Raw genomic sequence first — 18,251 nt, 5'->3', positions numbered from 1 at the left:
ACACCGTCAAAGCCTGCCTGAAGAGCATTTCTAGCAGCGTTTTCATAGTCGTTCAGGATGCGGGCAATATCCTCCCTGGTGAGAGGGTGGGCAGTTTCGGGAGCCTGCTTGCCGTCATATGTATGGAGCGCTTCAGGTGCTTTTGTCGCCGAACAGGAGACAGGCTGCTGGCCCGTCACGCTGGAATGCACCATGCGACCCATGTGCCAGAGCTGGGCCACGATCTTTCCGCCCTTGGCGTGAACTGCGGCGGTGATGGGCTTCCAGGCTTCTACCTGTTCCTGCGACCACAGACCCGGCGCATACGGCCAGCCAAGACCTTCGCGGCTGATACCAGTCGCCTCCGAGATGATCAGACCGGCTCCAGCCCGTTGCGCGTAATATTCAGCCATGATGAGGGTGGGCACATGCTCACGGGTGCCCCGGCCGCGTGTCAGCGGCGCCATGAGAATTCTGTTTTTGGCGTAAATGCTTCCCAGTTCAATCGGCTCAAACAGGCTGGGCATGACAGATCCTTTCTCAATAGACGCAGTTGTTATGAGTTGGGATGATCGTCCGTAGATTACAACAGGAGGCCTGTCTTTAAACGCGGAGGAGGAGAGGGCGCTACATAAAGAGGAAGCTGGAACAATGGGTTATGAAGGAAGGGAGAGTTCTGTTTTCCCTTAATGAGACACAGCCCCACTTGGAGCGGATTTTCCGCTGCCCGTCTTCGTCCCGACAGCACTTTTCGCGGCAAAAATCCGTCCCTGCCTGTAAAAAATCCACACATGGTGGGCTGCGAACCAGTCGGAACCCAGCAGCATGTCGACAGACTGTTCGGACACGGGAGAGACGGTCAGCACGGGATTATGTTCGGTTTCCTGTCCAATGGTCAGACTGTGAAACTTGTGCCAGCGATAGACAGACTCTTTCCCGTCCACACCCGCCGTCGTGCCGCCCGGATCAGTGGCAAGCTGCTCTTCTGTAAGACCCATCGCTTCCGCTGCTCGGCGTGAGAGGATGCGGGATCGCGCTCCGCTGTCCAGTAGAGCCGTCAACTTATGACCATCCAATTCGACGTGCAGAACAATCCGATGACCGCGTTCCTCGGCTTCAAGACTTTGCCATTGGACGCCGGGGAGGGAGGGCGGCTCGACTGAACAGGCATCGGTTTTGCGGCCCGGTGCGTTCCACATGGCGACACGACCATGTGGGGCGTCAATCTCCAGCACGTCCTGAGCCAGCACATCGCCGCCAAGTAGCCCTTCGACAGGAGGCGTGATATTCGGACGGCTGGGTAGAAACCCGAGCGGCATGGAAACCGGTCCAAACCCGGTGCTGCCAACCTGCAGGCTGGGAATGATGACATTCGGCACCACGCCACCGGAACCGCCTGTGCCACTGACATGAGTCAGCGCATTCGGGTCTTCCGGCAGTTTCATGAACCGCGCGAACCACGGTGAAATCAGACTGCCTTCCGATCCCGTATCGACAATGAAACTGACAGTCCGCCCGGCAACCGTCACGGGCGCGGACAGAAAGCCAAGGTCATTCCGCAGAGGTGCTTCCATGATCGGCGTCAGTGGGCAGGGCGCAGCTAATGCCGCTGACGCCGCAAACACCTGTAAAGCAAGACCTGTCAGTAGGGAGCGGAGGCGCATCATGCTCAGCCCAGATGCTCCGCAAAGCGATCCGTCGCGTCGAGAAGCGCCGACAGAATGCCCGGTTCGGATAGAGCGTGCCCGGCATCGTCAATCAGTTTGAAATCCGCCTCTGACCATGCCTTGTGTAGATCCCATGCCGTCCGCACTGGTGTGGCGATATCGTAGCGCCCCTGCACGATGACCGTCGGGATATGGCGAATACGATCCACGTCGCGGATCAACTGACCTTCCGCCAGCCAGCCTCCGTTCACAAAGTAATGGTTCTCAATGCGCGAAAAGGCGAGGGCGTAGGTTGGATCTTCATGCTGTTTCACCATGTTCGGATCAGGCAGCAGGGTGAGAGTGGAACCCTCCCAGACTGACCACGCGATGGCCGCTTTTTCACGCTCGACCGGATCGTTCCCGGTCAGACGGCGGTTGTAGGCCATCATAAGGTCGCCGCGTTCTTCTTCGGGAATGGGAGCGAGAAACGCATCCCACTTGTCCGGGTAAAGCCACGCGCCGCCACCCTGATAATACCAGAGCAGTTCCTCACGTCGTAGCGTGAAGATGCCGCGCAGCGCCAGTGCTTTCACCCGTTCTGGATGCGTTTCCGCATAGGCCAGCGCCAGCGTTGACCCCCATGAGCCACCGAAGACGACCCATTGTTCGACACCGATCATCTCCCGCAGTCGCTCAATGTCGGCGACCAGATGCCACGTCGTGTTGTTCTCTAGAGAGGCGTGTGGCGTTGAACGGCCGCAACCACGCTGGTCGAACAGGAGAATGTCATAGCGGGCTGGATCAAACATGCGGCGCTGCATCGGCGAGCATCCGCCACCGGGGCCGCCATGCAGGAACACGACGGGCAGACCGCCGGGCGTGCCGCACCGTTCCCAGTAGACCAGATGCCCTTCGCCCGTATCGAGATGACCGTGCGCGTAAGGTTCGATGGGCGGATAGAGTGTGCGGGTGGCGGTCATTATTGGTCTCCGGCGTTTTTCGAGGCGCGGGGGTGAGCTTTCTGCCAGACATCCAGCAGACGGGCTTCATCGGCAAGGGTGTAGCGTTGAGTCGTGGACAGGCTGGCATGACCGAGCAGTTCCTGAATCACGCGTAGGTCGGCGCCACCCTCCATCATATGGGTGGCGAAGGAATGACGCAGCGCGTGAGGCGTGGCGTGTTCGGGCAGACCTTCGCTTTTCCGCCATTGCCGCATGGCTTTCTGGGCGACGGTGGCGTTCAGGCGGCCACCCCGCACGCCGGGAAACAGAGGTTCGTTCCGGGACGGCGAGGGGTGAAAGCCACGCCAGCGTTTGAGAGCCTCGGACACGCGCGGGAGCAGTGGCACAAGACGTTCCTTGTTGCCCTTGCCCCGGATGCGGAACACGCCGGTCGAAAGCGCCTCGTCGAAGTCTCCGACATTCAGTCCGAGCCCTTCGGAAATGCGCAGTCCGCCGCCGTACAGGAGAAGGAATAGCGCTTTGTCCCGTTCCTGCGCCATACTGTTCACTTCCAGCATGCCGATTCCTTCACCCGCTTCGAGCGCCTCGGTGACTGGCAGGGGGCGCGGCAACGGCTTTTTGGTGCGCGGTGTAGCCAGCAGGCTCGGTGCGGGATTTTCCATGCCTTTATGTCGGGCGAGGAAGCGGAAGAAGGAACGGAGCGCCGAGACCCGACGGGAACGGGTGCGGGCCGATTTGTCGCGGGTCGTCGGGCGCTGGCCGAAGCGGGGTGTCAGCGCCTGTGTCTGCTCATGCGCCAGCCACGCACGAAGGTCGGAAAGGCTGGCTGTGCCAAGAGTGGCGAGCGTGGGTTCCTCGCCATGATGATTGGTCAGAAAGCCGAGAAAACGGGACAGATCGCCCTGATAGGCGTCGATGGTATGCTGTGACGCGCCCCGCTCGGCGGTCATCCAGGCCAGAAACTGTTGCAGGGCGTCGTGAGCCTTCAAAGCACATTTCTCCGAAGGAGGGCGAGACAGGACGCCGTGAAGAAGGTAGAGAGAGCCATCATGGTGCAGAGCAGCCTACTGGAACCTTTGCCTTCGCGAAAGCGCGTGTCTGTCCTGCTGCCACTGCCGTTTCCCTGTGCGCTGGATTATGCCGTTCCGCAGTCGCTGGCTGATTCGCTTGTTCCCGGCGATGTGGTGGTCGTGCCGCTCGGTGGGCGGCGGGAAACCGGCGTGGTCTGGGAACAGACGGTGCTTCCTGTCGATCTTGCGCCACCACCACCGCCTGAGATTGCCGCTTCCCGTCTGCGTCCGATCAAGGAGCGGCTTGATCTGCCGCCGCTTTCTGCTGAACTGCGACAGTTCATCGACTGGGTCGCAGCCTACACACTTGCGCCGCCGGGCATGGTGCTGGCGATGGCGCTGCGTTCCCATCTGCGTGGCGAGCAGACAGCGCCCGCCGTGGGGTGGGTGCGTATTGGAGAGCCGCCAGAGTCATTAAGGATGACGCCTGCCCGTCGCGCTGTGCTGGACGCCCTGCCGCAGGGTGCGCAGCCGGTGACGATGTCGGAGCTGACAGAGAAGGCGGGCGTCGGGGTGTCGGTCGTGCGCGGTCTGGCGGATGCTGGCGTTCTGAAAAGCATGCTGATGGGCCCGGTCTCTCCCTTTGCGGAACCGGATCCCTTTCATAATCCGCCGGTTCTGGAAGGCGATCAGGCGACCGCCGCTACCGAGTTACGGGCGCGCGTCGATGAGCGTGCATTTTCCGCAACCTTGCTGGAAGGCGTGACCGGTTCCGGAAAGACCGAGATTTATCTGGAAGCGGTGGCTGAATGTCTGGCGCAGGGTCGGCAGGCGTTGGTTTTGCTGCCCGAAATTGCTCTGTCTGCTCAGTGGATGGATCGTTTCGCCCGACGCTTTGGTGTGCGCCCGGCGGTCTGGCATTCCGAGATTGGGCAGAAGGCGCGCCGTCTGACATGGGCGGCCTGCGAGGATGGCTCGGCCAAGGTCATTGTCGGTGCGCGATCGGCTCTGTTTATGCCGTTTCGCGATCTGGGCCTTGTGATTGTTGATGAAGAGCACGAGGCTGTTTTCAAGCAGGAAGAAGGCGTCACCTACAACGCCCGCGACATGGCTGTCGTGCGGGCAAGACTGGCGAAGGCTCCCATCGTGCTGGCTTCCGCGACGCCGAGCCTTGAGACGCTGAACAATGTCGAGACCGGGCGTTACCGGCATCTGGTGTTGACGGCGCGGCATGGCGGTGCGGCCATGCCGGAGACGCATCTGATCGACATGCGGGAAAACCCGCCGCCACGCGGACTGTTTCTCTCACCGGTTTTGGTGGAAGCAGTGAAAACCCGGCTCGGGCGTGGTGAGCAAGCGATGCTGTTCCTCAATCGTCGAGGTTATGCGCCGCTGACGCTGTGCCGGACCTGCGGGCATCGGATGGAATGTCCTCACTGCACATCATGGTTGGTCGAACATCGGAAAAAGCGCGTTCTGGTATGCCATTACTGTGAGCATACCGAACCTGTTCCTCATGCCTGCCCGACATGCGGAGCGGAGGATAGTTTGACAGCCATCGGTCCGGGGATCGAGCGCATAACTGAAGAAGCCCGCAGCGAATTTCCTGATGCACGCATCATGGTGATGGCCAGTGACACAATCAGCGGTCCGGCGGCGACAGCGGAGGCTGTCGGCAAGATTTCACGGCGGGAAGTGGATCTGATCATTGGCACGCAGATTGTAGCCAAGGGCTGGCATTTTCCGCACCTGACGCTTGTGGGCGTGGTGGATGCTGATCTTGGGTTGGGTGGAGCCGATCTGCGGGCAGGTGAGCGGACGATGCAGCTTCTGCATCAGGTTGCCGGACGAGCAGGACGTGCGGAAGCGCCGGGCGAGGTGTTGCTTCAGAGTTTTACGCCGGAACATCCGGTCATGCAGGCGCTAGTTTCCGGGGATTTTGCGGCATTCATGGCGGAGGAAGCCGATCAGAGGAAGCCGGGTTTCTGGCCGCCTTTCGGACGTCTGGCGGCATTGATTGTCAGTTCGGAAAATGCTGATGCTGCGGATAATGCGGCTCGGCAGCTTGGTGTTTCCGCACCGCATGGCAACGGGATCGAAGTGCTTGGCCCGGTGCCCGCGCCGATTGCCGTATTGCGTGGTCGGCATCGACGACGGCTGCTGCTGCGGACGCATCGGAATATCGCCGTGCAGCCGATCCTGCGGCGTTGGCTGGGACAGGTGACGTTTACGCGTATTGTGCGGGTGGATGTGGATGTAGACCCGATTTCGTTTATGTGAGCGTTATTCTACGTCTCCTAAAAGTCGAGAAGCCGCCGCCGCCGCCGCCGCACGCCCGCTGAAACCGGCCTTGTTATAAAGCTGCTCGGTGTGCTTATCGATCGTGCGCGGACTAATGCTGAGGATTTCAGCAATATCTCGGCTGCTTTTTCCCCGACTGATCCACAGAAGAACTTCCGCTTCCCGTGCGCTGAGACCGAATTTTTCCTGTAGAATCTGTTCGGGACGATCCAGCTGAAACGCGATGGAAAACAGCCATTCCTGAGGGCCGTCCCGTCCGATAAAAGTGACGCGCAGAACACCATTCTGGTGAGGGGTAGTGAAAATGACTTGCCCCGGTTCGGATTTTTTCATGACGAATTTGGAAAAATTCTCGGGCGAAGGGAGTTGCGTCAGAAACTCGGCGGCTTTCGGAGTGGACCATAGCAGTTCACCGCTGTCATCAAGGGCGAAGAAGCGTCTGCCGACACTATCCAGTGCTGCATGGGCCGTTCGGATACGACGTGCGGCAATCAGATGAATTTCAATGCGAGCCAAAACTTCGGCGAAGTGAAATGGTTTGGTCACATAGTCTGTGGCGCCTGCTTCGAATGCTCGCAGAACATGCTCGATTTCCGTCAGACCGGTCATGAAGATGACGGGCAGAGCGTTGAGCGCGGCATCCGCCTTCATGCTGCGGCAGATATCCCAACCGCTCAGTCCCGGCATGATCGCATCAACCAGCACGAGGTCAGGCAAGGTCCGGTTCATGACTTCAAAGGCGCTGTCACCAGATTGCGCCAGCAGAACCGCGTAACCGGCATTGGTCAGTGCCTCGTCCATCATGCCAAGAGCGGCTGGATCATCATCAATTACAAGCAGGGTGGAACGGGAGGGTGTCTCACGTGTCATGCGGGCAGTTCCTCCAGCAAACGTCTGACTGTTTCGAGTTGATAGGTGCGGGCTGCTTCCTGAATGGGTGCAAGAGTCATGACGAGATGCGGATGACTGTTGCAGAGAAGATCAAGCTTTTGTCGTAAAAGACGGACGTTTCCGGAATTGATCAGTTCGAGAAGGTCTGTTTTTGCATCTTCTGTCAAAGAGATATCCGATAGAAGGTCGGGCTGCATGTCATCCGGTGAGTGCGCAGGCTCATCCTCTGACGTTAATGTCTGGAGCGTCTCATCTGACAGGGCTTCATCGTCAGATGAAAAGACCCATTGCAGATCCAGAAGTCGTCCGATTTCATCGAGAAGCGCCTGAAAATCGACGGGTTTCGCCAGCACTGTACAGTCATCCAGTGAGGGGACGCGGCGTGATGCCAGTTCCGTCACGTTGCCGGTGAGAAAGAGCAGGGGGAGATGGCCTGCACTGGTTTCCCGAATACGCAGCGCCAGTTCCCGCCCATCCATGCCCGGCATGGAGAGATCGAGAATGATCAGGTCAGGAAGCTCTGTTTTCAGAAATTCAAGACATTCAACGCCGCCAGAGACATCGCGGACATTGAAATGTCTGGACCCCAGAAATTCATGCATCATACGTCGATGAGCGGCATTGTCGTCGACCACCAGTATGGTTTTTCTGGCACCGCCATAGCCCGAGGGAAGTCCCTGAAGGACGGGAGTTGCATCTTCGGCACGGTCGGACAGGAGCAGGCGCACCCGGAAGCGTGTTCCGTGTCCGACTTCGCTCGTCAGGGTGAGTTCTCCTCCCAGAATGTGAGTGAGGAGGCGTGTGATTGTCAGGCCAAGACCAGTGCCGGGGACAGCGTCTCCGGCCGCTCTCTCGAACGGTTCGAAAATCCGTTCCTGATCGGCTGGCGCAATACCCGGTCCAGTATCTTCGATGATGAATTCGGCAATCTGGCCACGCCAGTTCGCCGTGAACGTCACTGAGCCGGATGGGGTGAATTTCACGGCATTGGACAGCAGGTTAAGCAGAATCTGACGGAGGCGGTGCTCATCTCCCATCACGACGGGCGGCAGGTATCCCGGATGATAGTGAAAATCCAGACGTTTGGCCCGTGCCTGCGGGCGGACCATCTGCACGACGGTATTGAGGAACTGACCGAGAATAATCCTGTCGCTGTAGAGCTCGATCCGACCGGCCTCGATTTTGGAAATATCGAGAAGCCCGGTCAGAAGTCCGGTCATATGCTCACCACTTTCCCGAATGGTGCGCAGAAAATCCACCTGTTCCGCGCTCTGGCAGATCAGCACGAACATGATGGACGCTGCACTGCCAATGGCGAAGATGTTTACGGGCTGGGTTGCGGCCAGTCCCTTGAACTGCACCCAGTCGCCGATCCAGTTTGGGTGAGCGTAGAGAATGGCGATCAGAGGAATGAGATTGAGCGCGAACCAGATGGGGAGAGAAAAGATCTGGAACCGGGCGATAAACCGGAACCCGCCGGTGACCAGTGGAATGACAAGCAGGGCTGCCAGACAGCACGCAATGGTGTGGGAAATGCCGGGAATCTGCTCCAGCAACGCGGCCAGAATGGCGGCCTCGATCCCGAAAAAGATGAAGGTGAAGCTGGCATAGATCAGCGAGGTCAGGGTGGACCCGATATAGCCGAACCCCGTGCCGCGTGTGAGCAGGTCGATGTCGAGACCGCTACGGGCTGCCGTGGCGCAGATGGGCAGGCTCACCAGAAAGATCACAACACTGACGAAAGCGATGGCAAGCGCCGTATTTGTGAAACCGAATGCCATCGTCAGCGTGCCGCCGATCGCCTCAAGCGCGAGAAAGGAAATCGATCCGAGAGCCGTCAGCGCAGCGCGCAAAGGTGTCGCGGCCCGGGCTGAGCGAGCTGTAAAACGCAGGGCGTAATCCTCGAGCGACTGGTCGGCCGCCCAGCGATTGTAGTCGCGGCGCATACGCACGATGCGCAATGGCCTCATGGCAGCACGCCTGGGCACCCGGACAACCGCTCCTGCATCTGTGTTTTCCTTTGCATCCCTCATGCCAGATGCGACATCGTAATGAACTACGCAAGTTTGCGTATGGGAAAATCTGCCCCGGTAGGGATGCTCATGTCAGTATCAGAAGGACAGAGGCCATGACGATGTCGCCGCGTTTCTCCCGCCGTGATTTTACGAAATTCAGTCTCGCCGCATCCGCAGCGATGCTTGCTGGTGTGAAAGGGGCTGCCGCAGCAGCGCCCAAAGGCGAGCCGATCCGCATCGGTGTGCTGCACTCCCTGTCCGGCACCATGGCCATCAGCGAGACCACGCTGAAAGACGTCATTCTGATGTTGGTCGAATTGCAGAATCGTAAAGGCGGCGTGCTGGGGCGTCCTTTGGAAGCCGTGGTGGTCGATCCTGCCTCAAACTGGCCGCTGTTCGCCGAGAAAGCCCGTCAGCTTCTCGCCGTTGACAAGGTGGCCTCCGTGTTCGGCTGCTGGACCAGCGTCTCCCGCAAGTCCGTATTGCCGGTGTTTGAGGAACTCAACGGCATTCTGTTCTATCCCGTCCAGTATGAGGGGCAGGAGTGCAGCCGTAATGTCTTCTACACGGGCGCAGCTCCCAACCAGCAGGCTATCCCGGCCGTGGACTACCTCCTCAGCGCCGACGGTGGCGGAGCGAAGCGTTTTGCTCTGATCGGCACAGACTATGTCTACCCGCGCACGACGAACCAGATCCTGCAGAATTACCTGAAATCCAAAGGCATCGCAGACGCCGATATCATGGTGAACTACACGCCGTTCGGTCAGTCCGACTGGCAGACCATCGTGTCGCAGCTCAAGGCCTTCGGTTCTGCGGGAAAGAAAACCGCTGTTGTGTCCACCATCAATGGTGACGCCAACGTCCCGTTCTACAAGGAGCTGGGCGCGCAGGGCATCTCCGCCACGGATATTCCCGTCATGGCCTTCAGTGTCGGTGAGGAAGAGCTGGCCGGTATGGACACCAAGCCGCTCGTTGGTCAGCTCGCCGCCTGGAACTACTTCGAGAGCATCGACAGCCCTGCCAACAAGTCCTTCATCAAGGAGTGGCACGACTACACAAAGAACCCGAAGCGTACGACCAACGACCCGATGGAAGCGTCCTATATCGGCTTCAATCTGTGGGTTCAGGCGGTCGAGAAAGTCGGCTCCACCGATCATGACAAGGTCATCGACGCGATGGTCGGCCTGAAGCAGCCCAACCTGACGGGTGGCACGGCGCAGGTTCTGCCGAATCATCACATCACGAAGCCGGTTTATATCGGCGAGATTCAGGATGACGGGCAGTTCAACGTCGTCTGGCAGACACCGAAGGAAGTGCCGGGCATGGCCTGGTCGCCGTATGTGCCGGAGACAAAGAACCTGATTGGCGACTGGACCAAGTCGGTCAGTTGCGGAAATTACGATACGGTCAAAAAGGCCTGTCTCGGAGCAAAGCATGGCTGACGTTGCGATGTCGGGTCCGGCAGCCCTTTCAGGCCGGAAAATGCGGAACGGTGTGCGGGGTATCTTCGCCGCCGTCCTGCTGAGTCTGCTTTTCATTCAGCCCCATCATGCGCGGGCGGATGAAGATGCGTTCGCCGGACTTGCGACAACGCAGTTCAATACCATTGCTTCGTCAGTCGATCAGATCGCACAGCAGGGAGGGCCTCGGGCTCTCCCTGTTCTGCGCGCTCTGGCCGACAGGAAACTTTTTGCCGCCCGTGAGGGCGACGGTCTGTTCATCCGCACTGACAGTGGGTGGGCGGATGCCCGTTCCGGTGCGTCTGCCTCTCCGGATGAAGAAACCTTGCGCCCTGTCCGCGTCAATAACCGTGTCAGGCTCGCTGTTGCAGCAGCCGAGGCTGAGCTGGAACTGGTCTCTGGCACGCCAGCGGAACGGCAGGCTTCTGCAAACGTATTCTACCAGCGCCACGATCCGGCCATGCTGCCCGCTATCGACAAGGCGCTGTCAAAAACCGATGACGCTGCGCTGAAAGACACGTTGCTCAACGCCCGTGCGGCGGCGCTGCTCAGCCCCGGTGCTCCGGCGTCCGATGCGCAGGCTCAGCAGCAGGCTGTGGCAAAACTCAAGGCTGCTGGCGGACTGGATGCACGCGGCGTGCTGGCTCAGGCATCCACTTCGGAGGCGCTGGACCCGGCGACACGCAAGGCTGCTGAAGCGGCTGTCTCTTCCATCGATTTTAAGCTGAAACTCTGGGGTTTCGGGCAGGATGCGTTTTACGGACTGAGTCTCGGTTCCGTGCTGCTGCTGGCCGCCATGGGGCTGGCCATCACCTTCGGCGTCATGGGCGTGATCAACATGGCCCACGGCGAACTGATGATGATCGGCGCTTACACGACATGGCTGACCCAGAAAGCCGTGCTGTCCGTTGTGCCTGCTCTGGGGTCGTTCAGTCTGATCCTCGCTATTCCTGCTGCCTTTCTGGTGTGTGGAGCACTGGGGATCGTGATCGAACGGGGGCTGATCCGGTTTCTGTATGGTCGTCCGCTTGAAACGCTGCTGGCGACGTGGGGACTGTCCCTCATTCTCCAGCAGGTCATCCGTTCCCTGTTCGGCCCGACGAATGTGGCCGTTGTTACGCCACCGTGGCTGTCCGGCTCCTTTCATCTCGGTGGCATCGAGGTCACGATTGATCGTTTGGCCATCATGATCTTTGCTGGCGTGGTCATGGCGGGACTGATGCTGGTGCTGCGGCGCACGCCTCTTGGTCTGGAAATGCGGGCCGTGACCCAGAACCGACGCATGGCGGCGCTGATGGGCATCCGCACGGCGCGGGTCGATGCGCTGACCTTCGGCCTCGGTTCCGGGATCGCTGGACTGGCAGGGGTCGCGGTCAGTCAGATCGACAATGTCAGCCCCAATCTGGGACAGAGCTATATCATCGACAGTTTTCTGGTCGTCGTGTTCGGCGGTGTGGGCAATCTGTGGGGCACGCTGGCGGCGGCGGCTACGCTCGGTGTCGGCGGCAAGGCGCTTGAGCCGCTGGTCGGGGCCGTGTCGGGCAAGATCCTGCTGCTCGTTCTTGTCATTCTCTACATTCAGCGTCATCCGCGCGGCATGTTTCCGCTGCGGGGCCGGGGAGTGGAATCGTGAACGCATCCCTCTCATTTCGTGGCGCGTCCGTTACGGCGGTCATTGTTGTCCTTCTGACAGGCGTGCTGGCGGTCGGCAGTCTGCTGCCCGCGTCCAGTCCGGTGCAGGTGTCTCCGTTCATCATGACGCTCGCGGGCAAGTATCTGGCCTATGCCATGCTGGCGCTAGCTGTTGATCTGGTCTGGGGTTTTGCCGGAATCCTCACGCTTGGACATGCAGCCTTCTTCGCGCTCGGCGGGTATGCGATGGGCATGTATCTCGTGCGGGAAATCGGTGCACGCGGTGTCTACGGCAACGCCGATCTGCCGGATTTCATGGTCTTCCTGTCATGGAAGAGCCTGCCCTGGTACTGGTGGGGTTCCGACCATTTTCCTGTGGCGCTGCTGCTGATGCTGGTTGTGCCTGCCGGTCTAGCGGGATTGTTCGGCTGGCTGGCGTTCCGCTCCCGCGTCTCGGGCGTGTATCTGTCGATCATCACGCAGGCGCTAACCTACGCACTGATGCTGGCTTTCTTCCAGAATGGCTTCGGGTTTGGCGGTAACAACGGTCTGACCGATTTCAAAGATATTCTCGGTTTTGACCTGCACAGCCCGTACACCCGCGCCGGGATGCTGTTTATCAGCGGCCTCATTCTTGCAGGGGCATTGCTGGCTGCCCGGTATGTAGTCGGTGGCCGGTTCGGAAGTCTGTTGATCGCCGTGCGTGATGCAGAAAGTCGCACGCGGTTCCTTGGCTATCGTCCCGAGCAAGTCAAGCTGCTGGTCTGGGTGTTCTCCGCTGTGATCGCGGCGATTGGTGGCGCGCTCTATGTCATTCAGGTTGGTATCATCAACCCCGGTGAGTTTGCGCCCGCCAACTCTATCGAAGCCGTGATCTGGGTGGCGGTTGGTGGACGTGGCACGCTGTCCGGTGCTGTCATAGGCGCGATCCTCGTCAATCTTGGTAAGACACTGTTCACCGCCTGGCTGCCGGAAATGTGGCTCTACGGTCTTGGTGCATTGTTCATGGCGACAACCCTGTTTCTTCCGCAGGGACTGATGGGGCTTATGCGTCACCTGCCGGAAAAACGGCCTTCCGAAGTAACGCCTGAAGTGACCAATCCGGAAGGAGGCGAGGCATGAGCGCTGGAACCCTGCTTGAGTTGAGCCACGTCTCTGTCACGTTCGATGGTTTCCGGGCGATCAATGATCTCTCACTGTCGCTGGCTCCCGGTGAAATGCGGGCCATTATCGGGCCGAACGGCGCGGGCAAGACCACGATGATGGACATCATCACCGGCAAGACGCGTCCTGATACGGGGGTGGTCAAATTCCGCGAGCATGATCTGACGAAGCTGGATGAACCGGCCATCGCCCGCATGGGGATTGGTCGGAAATTCCAGAAACCGACGGTGTTCGAGGAACTGACTGTCCGCGATAATCTGTTGCTGTCGCTGAAAGGATTGCGTTCTCCTTTCGCTTTGCTTTTCGCAAAAGAAACGGCGGAAGAAAAAGCCCGGATCGACGGCCTGCTGCACACGATCCGTCTGGGACGGGAAGCGCCCCGGCAGGCGGGTGGATTGAGTCATGGCCAGAAACAGTGGCTGGAAATCGGAATGCTGCTCGGTCAGGAGCCGGACCTACTACTGGTCGATGAACCTGTGGCGGGCATGACGGACGCGGAAACCATGGAAACGGCTGATCTTCTGCGTGAGATCAACCAGACGCGTAGTGTGGTCGTCGTGGAGCATGACATGGAGTTCGTGCGGGCGCTGGATGTGAAAGTCACCGTGCTGCACGAGGGTTCGGTTCTCGCGGAGGGCGAACTGGATCAGGTGAGCAACGATCCGCGTGTGATCGAAGTGTATCTCGGACGCTGAGGAAACAGACAGATGCTCGACGTTCAAGACATCCAACTTTATTACGGCGCGGCGATTGCTCTGCGAGGGGTCTCTCTCTCTGCGCGCGCTGGCGCCGTGACCTGTCTGCTGGGCCGCAATGGTGTCGGCAAGACCAGCGTTCTGCGCGCGGTCACGGGGATGCACGCCGTCTCGTCCGGCAAGATCATGTGGGAAGGGGAGGATATCACGCGCCTGCCTGCCTATGAGCGGGCGCGACGCGGCATCGCTACGGTGCCGCAGGGACGTGACATCTTTCCGCTGCTGACAGTGAAGGAAAATCTGGAAACCGGATTTGGTCTTCTGCCGCGAGGTCAGCGGAAAGTATCGGACGAGATTTATGATCTCTTTCCCATTCTGGCGAAGATGCGCGACCGTCGTGGCGGCGATCTTTCAGGTGGGCAGCAGCAGCAGCTTGCGATCGGTCGTGCGCTCGTGATTCGTCCTCGTCTGCTGGTGCTGGATGAGCCGACCGAAGGCATTCAGCCGAGCATCATCAAGGATATTGGTTCGGTGATCGGCATGCTGCGGGATCGTGGCGATATGGCGATTCTGCTCGTCGAGCAGTATTTCGATTTCGCCTATGAGTTGGCGCAGGATGTGGTCGTTCTTGACCGCGGCAAGGTTGTCGCCAACGGGGCAGTTGAGACACTGGAGGCTGAGGAGATCCGAGGGCTGGTGGCGATCTGAAGCTGAGGATCAGGGTTTCAGTTTTTGGAAGCGAAAACCCTTGATTTCTGATGGCTGCGTAAACAGATTGGTAACTGTTTTCGGGCCACGAAACGAGAGACAGATTTTCCTGATGGAGGGTTTGGTGATGCGTTTCTTCAGACAGTCTTTTCTGGGCAAACTTTCAGCGGTTGCCTTGGTCGCCGGTGTGGCGACAGCATCGTTTTCGCCACAGGCGATGGCGCAGGAACTGATCCGGGTCGTTGATACTCAGGGGCATCAGATCGGTGTGCTGATCCGTACGCCTGCTGCCCAGCCCGTCAATGTCGTGCCCATGCAGTCTCTCTTTGAGAATATGGACCGCATGATGGCACAGCAGATGGCGATGATGCAGAAGGCTGAGCAGCGGATGATTGAAGTCGCCCAGCATACGCCAGCTGTAGCAGCGCCAGCGGCGGGCATGACAGGCGGGTCTTCTTACCAGTCCATTACCAGCGTGAGCTGGAGCGGGAATGGCGCGGCCTGTTCCAAGATAGTCACGATGAGTCAGAACGGACAGGCTGCGCCGGTCGTGCATGTTTCCGATACGGGAAGCAAAGCGGGATGCATACAGGGTGGTGCTGTCCCTGATGTCAGGGGATCAGCGCCGACTGTGCCGGGGTTCGTCCATCATTCTGATCTTGTTCCGGCTGTGGACACAGGCAGTGCGGAAGATGAGACGAAGAGAACGTCCAGTCATATGTGAAATACAATCAGGACAGGTTTCATTAGAGCCTGTCCTGATAATTTCAGGTAGCCTTTTATTCGGCCGGTACGGTCGAAGATGATTTCGCGGCAACGCCTCCTGCCGGAAAGATCGAGTCATAGGCTATGTTGAACAGAAACGCATAGGCCAGATAAAAGAGTGCGATCGCCATGTTGAGCGAAAAGGCCTGCATGAGCGAGATACCGAGATAGAGCGCAATTGCGGGCAACAGTACGAGCTGTAATCCTATTTCAAACAGGAGCGTGTGCAGCAGTCGCACGGGGATGCTCTTTCGGGTCGAGCCTGTCAGGCGGACCATCGTGCGGTCGAAAAATAGATTGTATCCATAATTCCACAGTGCCGCAGTAACAGCACTGCCGACGCCGATGACCCCCATGTCTGAAGCCTGCACGCCAAACAGCATGCTCCCGCACGGTATAACAATAGCCAGCGCAAGACATTCGAACAGCACCGTATGACGGAGGCGATCGGCACCGGAACGCATGGCTGGGGAAGATTGAGTAGATTCGGTTGACATGCGCGGCAATCTACATGGATTTTCAGATGGGAAAAGTTAGAATCAATCTGTTTTAAAGATAGGTCAATGAGTATCTCTTTTGAACAACTGGAGGCGTTTGTAGAAGCCGCATTAGCCGGTTCCTTTTCTGCGGCGGCACGCAGGACTGGCAAGGCGCAGTCAGCGATCAGCACGCATATCAGCAATCTGGAAGATGATCTCGGAGTGTTGCTGTTCAGCAGGGAAGGGCGCGTGCCGGTTCTGACACCGGCTGGTCAGAGACTGCTTGAGGAAACGCGTGTCGTTCTGGATCGGCGGGAGCATCTGGTTGGCGTGGCCCGGTCTCTGGAAGAGGGGGTGGAAAATCGCCTTGTTGTCGCTATCGACGAACTTTATCCGGAAAATGCGCTTGGTTCCATTTTTCAGGATTTTGCAGCCCGTTTTCCGCATGTCGAACTGGAACTGCTGTTACCGCTGATGGAAGACGTTGGCCACATGGTGTTGGCCGGGACGGCGGATCTCGGCGTGATGTGGCAGCAGACAACACCTCCGGTTGATCTTGCCTTTCGGACGATAGGACGTGTGCCGCTTCGGCTGGTCTGTGGCCGGGATCATCCACTGGCAACGCAGCCTGTGGCCTGGGAGGAGCTGAAACGTTATCGCCAGATTTTGGTGGCGTCCCGAGGCAAGAAGCAGAAAAGGGAAAGCTTGCGTATAGCCGCTGAAGTCTGGTGGGTTGAAAGTAACTGGCTCATTCTGGAAATGGTCAAACACGGGGTAGGATGGGCTTTTATTTCAGATCATGTTCTGGCGTCTTCGCCGGTGGCTTCGCACATTGTCGTGCCTGAACTGTTGTTTGATGCCGGTCATCACGAGGTTCCCTTGTCGATCGTATGGCATAAGAAAAAGGTGCACGGTCCAGCAGCTCTTTGGTTAAGAGAGCGAATATCTCAGGAGAAAAGTGTTTTTATTGTTTCTGATGGATAGAGTGTACGATTGGATATATTGCCAAAATTTTTGATATGAAAAGCTGTTTTTTTAAAGGGAATTTTTGTTCCGATCCTGTTGTGAGAAGGTTCATCAAGATCTTCTATCGGTATGATTTTTAAAATTTATCATTCCTATCAAAAGCTTATTTCGATTTGACTTTGCAGGAAGTGTTTCCTGAGTGTTGCTACGGTTTGCGGCAGTCTTACATATAGGTAATTTTACGCATTCCTCCCGCACGATACGTTGCCGTAACGTAATCATGTCGCCGGGTGATGGCTACGGCCATAAGAGGGGGTGTTCATGATTGCGCGAGTGTCACGGTTTTCTTCGGACCGAAAAAAGAAACTGCTTCGTTATGGAAGCATCCTGTCGGCGTTCACGACGCTCGGAATGATGTTGCCGCAGCACTCTCAGGCCGCGATGACCGTCAATTTCGGAAAAAACCAGTATTTTACATTCGGTGTTGGCGTCAGAGCCCAGTATATGACCCAGGACCCGGCTGCGACACCAAGTAATTCGAGTGCTGCCAGTGCTGCGGATCTGCGTATTTACATGGGTGCGCAGTTTCATAAATACGTCAAGACGACCCTCAATCTTGAGCGATTGAGGGACGGTAACTGGAACGTGCTCGACGGTATTCTTCAGGTTGAGCCCTGGAAAGAATTCAATGTCTGGTTCGGTCGTATGCTGACGGGAAGTGACCGGTCCAATCTTGATGGTCCTTACTTTCTCAGCACCTATGCTTACCCCATTGTTTCCCAATATCCGGGAGCATGGGCAGGCCGTGATGATGGTATCACGGTGTGGGGCAAGACGCTGAAAGACCGGTTCCGTTATACTCTTGGTGTGTATCGCGGACATAACTGGGTGCATGGTGGATCGAACTACGGCGAACATCCTTTGTTTGCTGGCCGTATGGAATACAATTTTCTCGATCCTGAGCCTTCACCTGCTTATTACACCGCCAGCACCTACTACGGTAAGGCTGATATTCTCGCGATCGGTCTGGCCGGACAATATGAAGTCGATGGTGTCGGCAACGCTGAACAGAAGGGTGATTACAAAGCCTGGAATATTGACGGTCTTTTTGAAAAGAAGATCGGAAAGAACGCTGAGTCTGGTGTCTATACTCTGGAAGGGGCGTATTACCAGTATTACACTGATGGTGTGAAGGATATCGCTGCGGGATATGGTCAGCGGGCCCCGGAATATGGAAACGTCGGTGGAATCAATAACGGCACAGCCTTTCTTGCCAGCACGGCGTATCTGATTCCCTACAAACTGGGATGGGGTCGTCTTCAGCCTCTGGTCCGTTATCAGCAGTTCCGTTTTAAAAAGGATCTTTACGGACCGGGACATCCGAAAACCACCCAGTTTGATGCTGGAGCCAACTACGTGATGGATGGTCATAACCTTCGTTTCACGTTCGATTATGTGCGTTACCATCCTGCCAACACACGTACCTCAAATGCTTTTCTTCTGGGCATGCAGTTCCAGTACTGATGCTGGATAAGTGGATGACATCATTGGGCGGATGCACTGCCGAATATCGTG

At 57.8% G+C, this 18,251-nt stretch carries 15 protein-coding genes and 1 pseudogene; 9 read left to right on the top strand and 7 right to left on the bottom strand.

Annotation, left to right across the window (positions count from 1 at the left end):
• The 4 genes and pseudogenes from B3759_RS15940 to B3759_RS15925 form a co-directional block, all read right to left on the bottom strand.
• Positions 1-506, bottom strand: a pseudogene (locus tag B3759_RS15940) (alkene reductase); the annotation flags it as partial.
• 159 nt (positions 507-665) lie between these two features.
• Positions 666-1,646 (bottom strand): retropepsin-like aspartic protease, encoded by a 981-nt coding sequence (locus tag B3759_RS15935; RefSeq protein ID WP_291367517.1) that lies wholly within the window; start codon positions 1,644-1,646, stop codon positions 666-668.
• Positions 1,647-1,648: 2 nt separating this feature from the next.
• Entirely contained in the window at positions 1,649-2,608 is a 960-nt protein-coding gene (pip, locus tag B3759_RS15930) for a prolyl aminopeptidase (RefSeq protein WP_291367515.1), read from the bottom strand.
• Positions 2,608-3,579, bottom strand: coding sequence for a tyrosine recombinase XerC (locus B3759_RS15925; RefSeq protein ID WP_291367513.1), 972 nt, complete (start codon positions 3,577-3,579; stop codon positions 2,608-2,610). The genes pip and B3759_RS15925 overlap by 1 nt, the downstream gene beginning before the upstream one ends.
• Positions 3,580-3,639: 60 nt before the next feature.
• Here B3759_RS15925 and B3759_RS15920 point away from each other — a divergent pair, with 60 nt between their 5' ends.
• Entirely contained in the window at positions 3,640-5,880 is a 2,241-nt protein-coding gene (locus tag B3759_RS15920) for a primosomal protein N' (RefSeq protein WP_291367511.1), read from the top strand.
• 3 nt (positions 5,881-5,883) lie between these two features.
• Here the strand turns inward: B3759_RS15920 and B3759_RS15915 are convergent, their stop codons facing one another.
• Both B3759_RS15915 and B3759_RS15910 read right to left on the bottom strand, forming a co-directional pair.
• Positions 5,884-6,771, bottom strand: a complete 888-nt coding sequence (locus tag B3759_RS15915) for a response regulator (protein ID WP_291367509.1) — start codon at positions 6,769-6,771, stop codon at positions 5,884-5,886.
• Positions 6,768-8,780: an ATP-binding protein gene (locus B3759_RS15910; RefSeq protein ID WP_408736507.1), complete on the bottom strand. Its 2,013-nt coding sequence runs from the start codon at positions 8,778-8,780 to the stop codon at positions 6,768-6,770. The genes B3759_RS15915 and B3759_RS15910 overlap by 4 nt, the downstream gene beginning before the upstream one ends.
• Positions 8,781-8,920: 140 nt before the next feature.
• Between B3759_RS15910 and urtA the strand changes: the two genes are divergently transcribed.
• From urtA to B3759_RS15880, 6 genes are all read left to right on the top strand, one after another.
• Positions 8,921-10,249: an urea ABC transporter substrate-binding protein gene (gene urtA / locus B3759_RS15905; protein WP_291367505.1), complete on the top strand. Its 1,329-nt coding sequence runs from the start codon at positions 8,921-8,923 to the stop codon at positions 10,247-10,249.
• Complete coding sequence (gene urtB, locus B3759_RS15900) at positions 10,242-11,900, top strand: urea ABC transporter permease subunit UrtB (protein ID WP_291367503.1); 1,659 nt, start codon at positions 10,242-10,244, stop codon at positions 11,898-11,900. The genes urtA and urtB overlap by 8 nt, the downstream gene beginning before the upstream one ends.
• On the top strand, positions 11,897-13,021 hold the full coding sequence (gene urtC, locus B3759_RS15895) for an urea ABC transporter permease subunit UrtC (RefSeq protein ID WP_010668211.1): 1,125 nt from the start codon (positions 11,897-11,899) through the stop codon (positions 13,019-13,021). Before urtB ends, urtC begins: the two co-directional genes overlap by 4 nt.
• The gene (gene urtD / locus B3759_RS15890; RefSeq protein ID WP_291367501.1) at positions 13,018-13,758 is read left to right on the top strand and encodes an urea ABC transporter ATP-binding protein UrtD; all 741 of its coding nucleotides are present in this window, start codon (positions 13,018-13,020) and stop codon (positions 13,756-13,758) included. Before urtC ends, urtD begins: the two co-directional genes overlap by 4 nt.
• 12 nt (positions 13,759-13,770) lie before the next feature.
• A complete protein-coding gene (gene urtE / locus B3759_RS15885) occupies positions 13,771-14,466 on the top strand; it encodes an urea ABC transporter ATP-binding subunit UrtE (protein WP_010668213.1) in 696 nt (231 codons plus the stop codon).
• A 127-nt stretch (positions 14,467-14,593) separates the two neighbouring features.
• Positions 14,594-15,190, top strand: coding sequence for a hypothetical protein (locus B3759_RS15880; RefSeq protein ID WP_291367499.1), 597 nt, complete (start codon positions 14,594-14,596; stop codon positions 15,188-15,190).
• Between the two features lie 55 nt (positions 15,191-15,245).
• Here B3759_RS15880 and B3759_RS15875 read toward each other — a convergent pair whose 3' ends face one another.
• The gene (locus B3759_RS15875) at positions 15,246-15,728 is read right to left on the bottom strand and encodes a PACE efflux transporter (protein WP_291367497.1); all 483 of its coding nucleotides are present in this window, start codon (positions 15,726-15,728) and stop codon (positions 15,246-15,248) included.
• Between the two features lie 66 nt (positions 15,729-15,794).
• Between B3759_RS15875 and B3759_RS15870 the strand changes: the two genes are divergently transcribed.
• Together B3759_RS15870 and B3759_RS15865 are read left to right on the top strand one after the other, a co-directional pair.
• A complete protein-coding gene (locus tag B3759_RS15870) occupies positions 15,795-16,694 on the top strand; it encodes a LysR family transcriptional regulator (protein WP_291367495.1) in 900 nt (299 codons plus the stop codon).
• Between the two features lie 396 nt (positions 16,695-17,090).
• Entirely contained in the window at positions 17,091-18,200 is a 1,110-nt protein-coding gene (locus B3759_RS15865; RefSeq protein WP_349679308.1) for a porin, read from the top strand.
• Positions 18,201-18,251: the final 51 nt, after the last annotated feature.

Source organism: Acetobacter sp. UBA5411 (assembly GCF_002409645.1).
GTDB lineage: Bacteria > Pseudomonadota > Alphaproteobacteria > Acetobacterales > Acetobacteraceae > Acetobacter.
The sequence above is the reverse complement of the archived record's forward strand: the minus strand, read 5'-3'. Positions and strand labels throughout refer to the sequence as shown.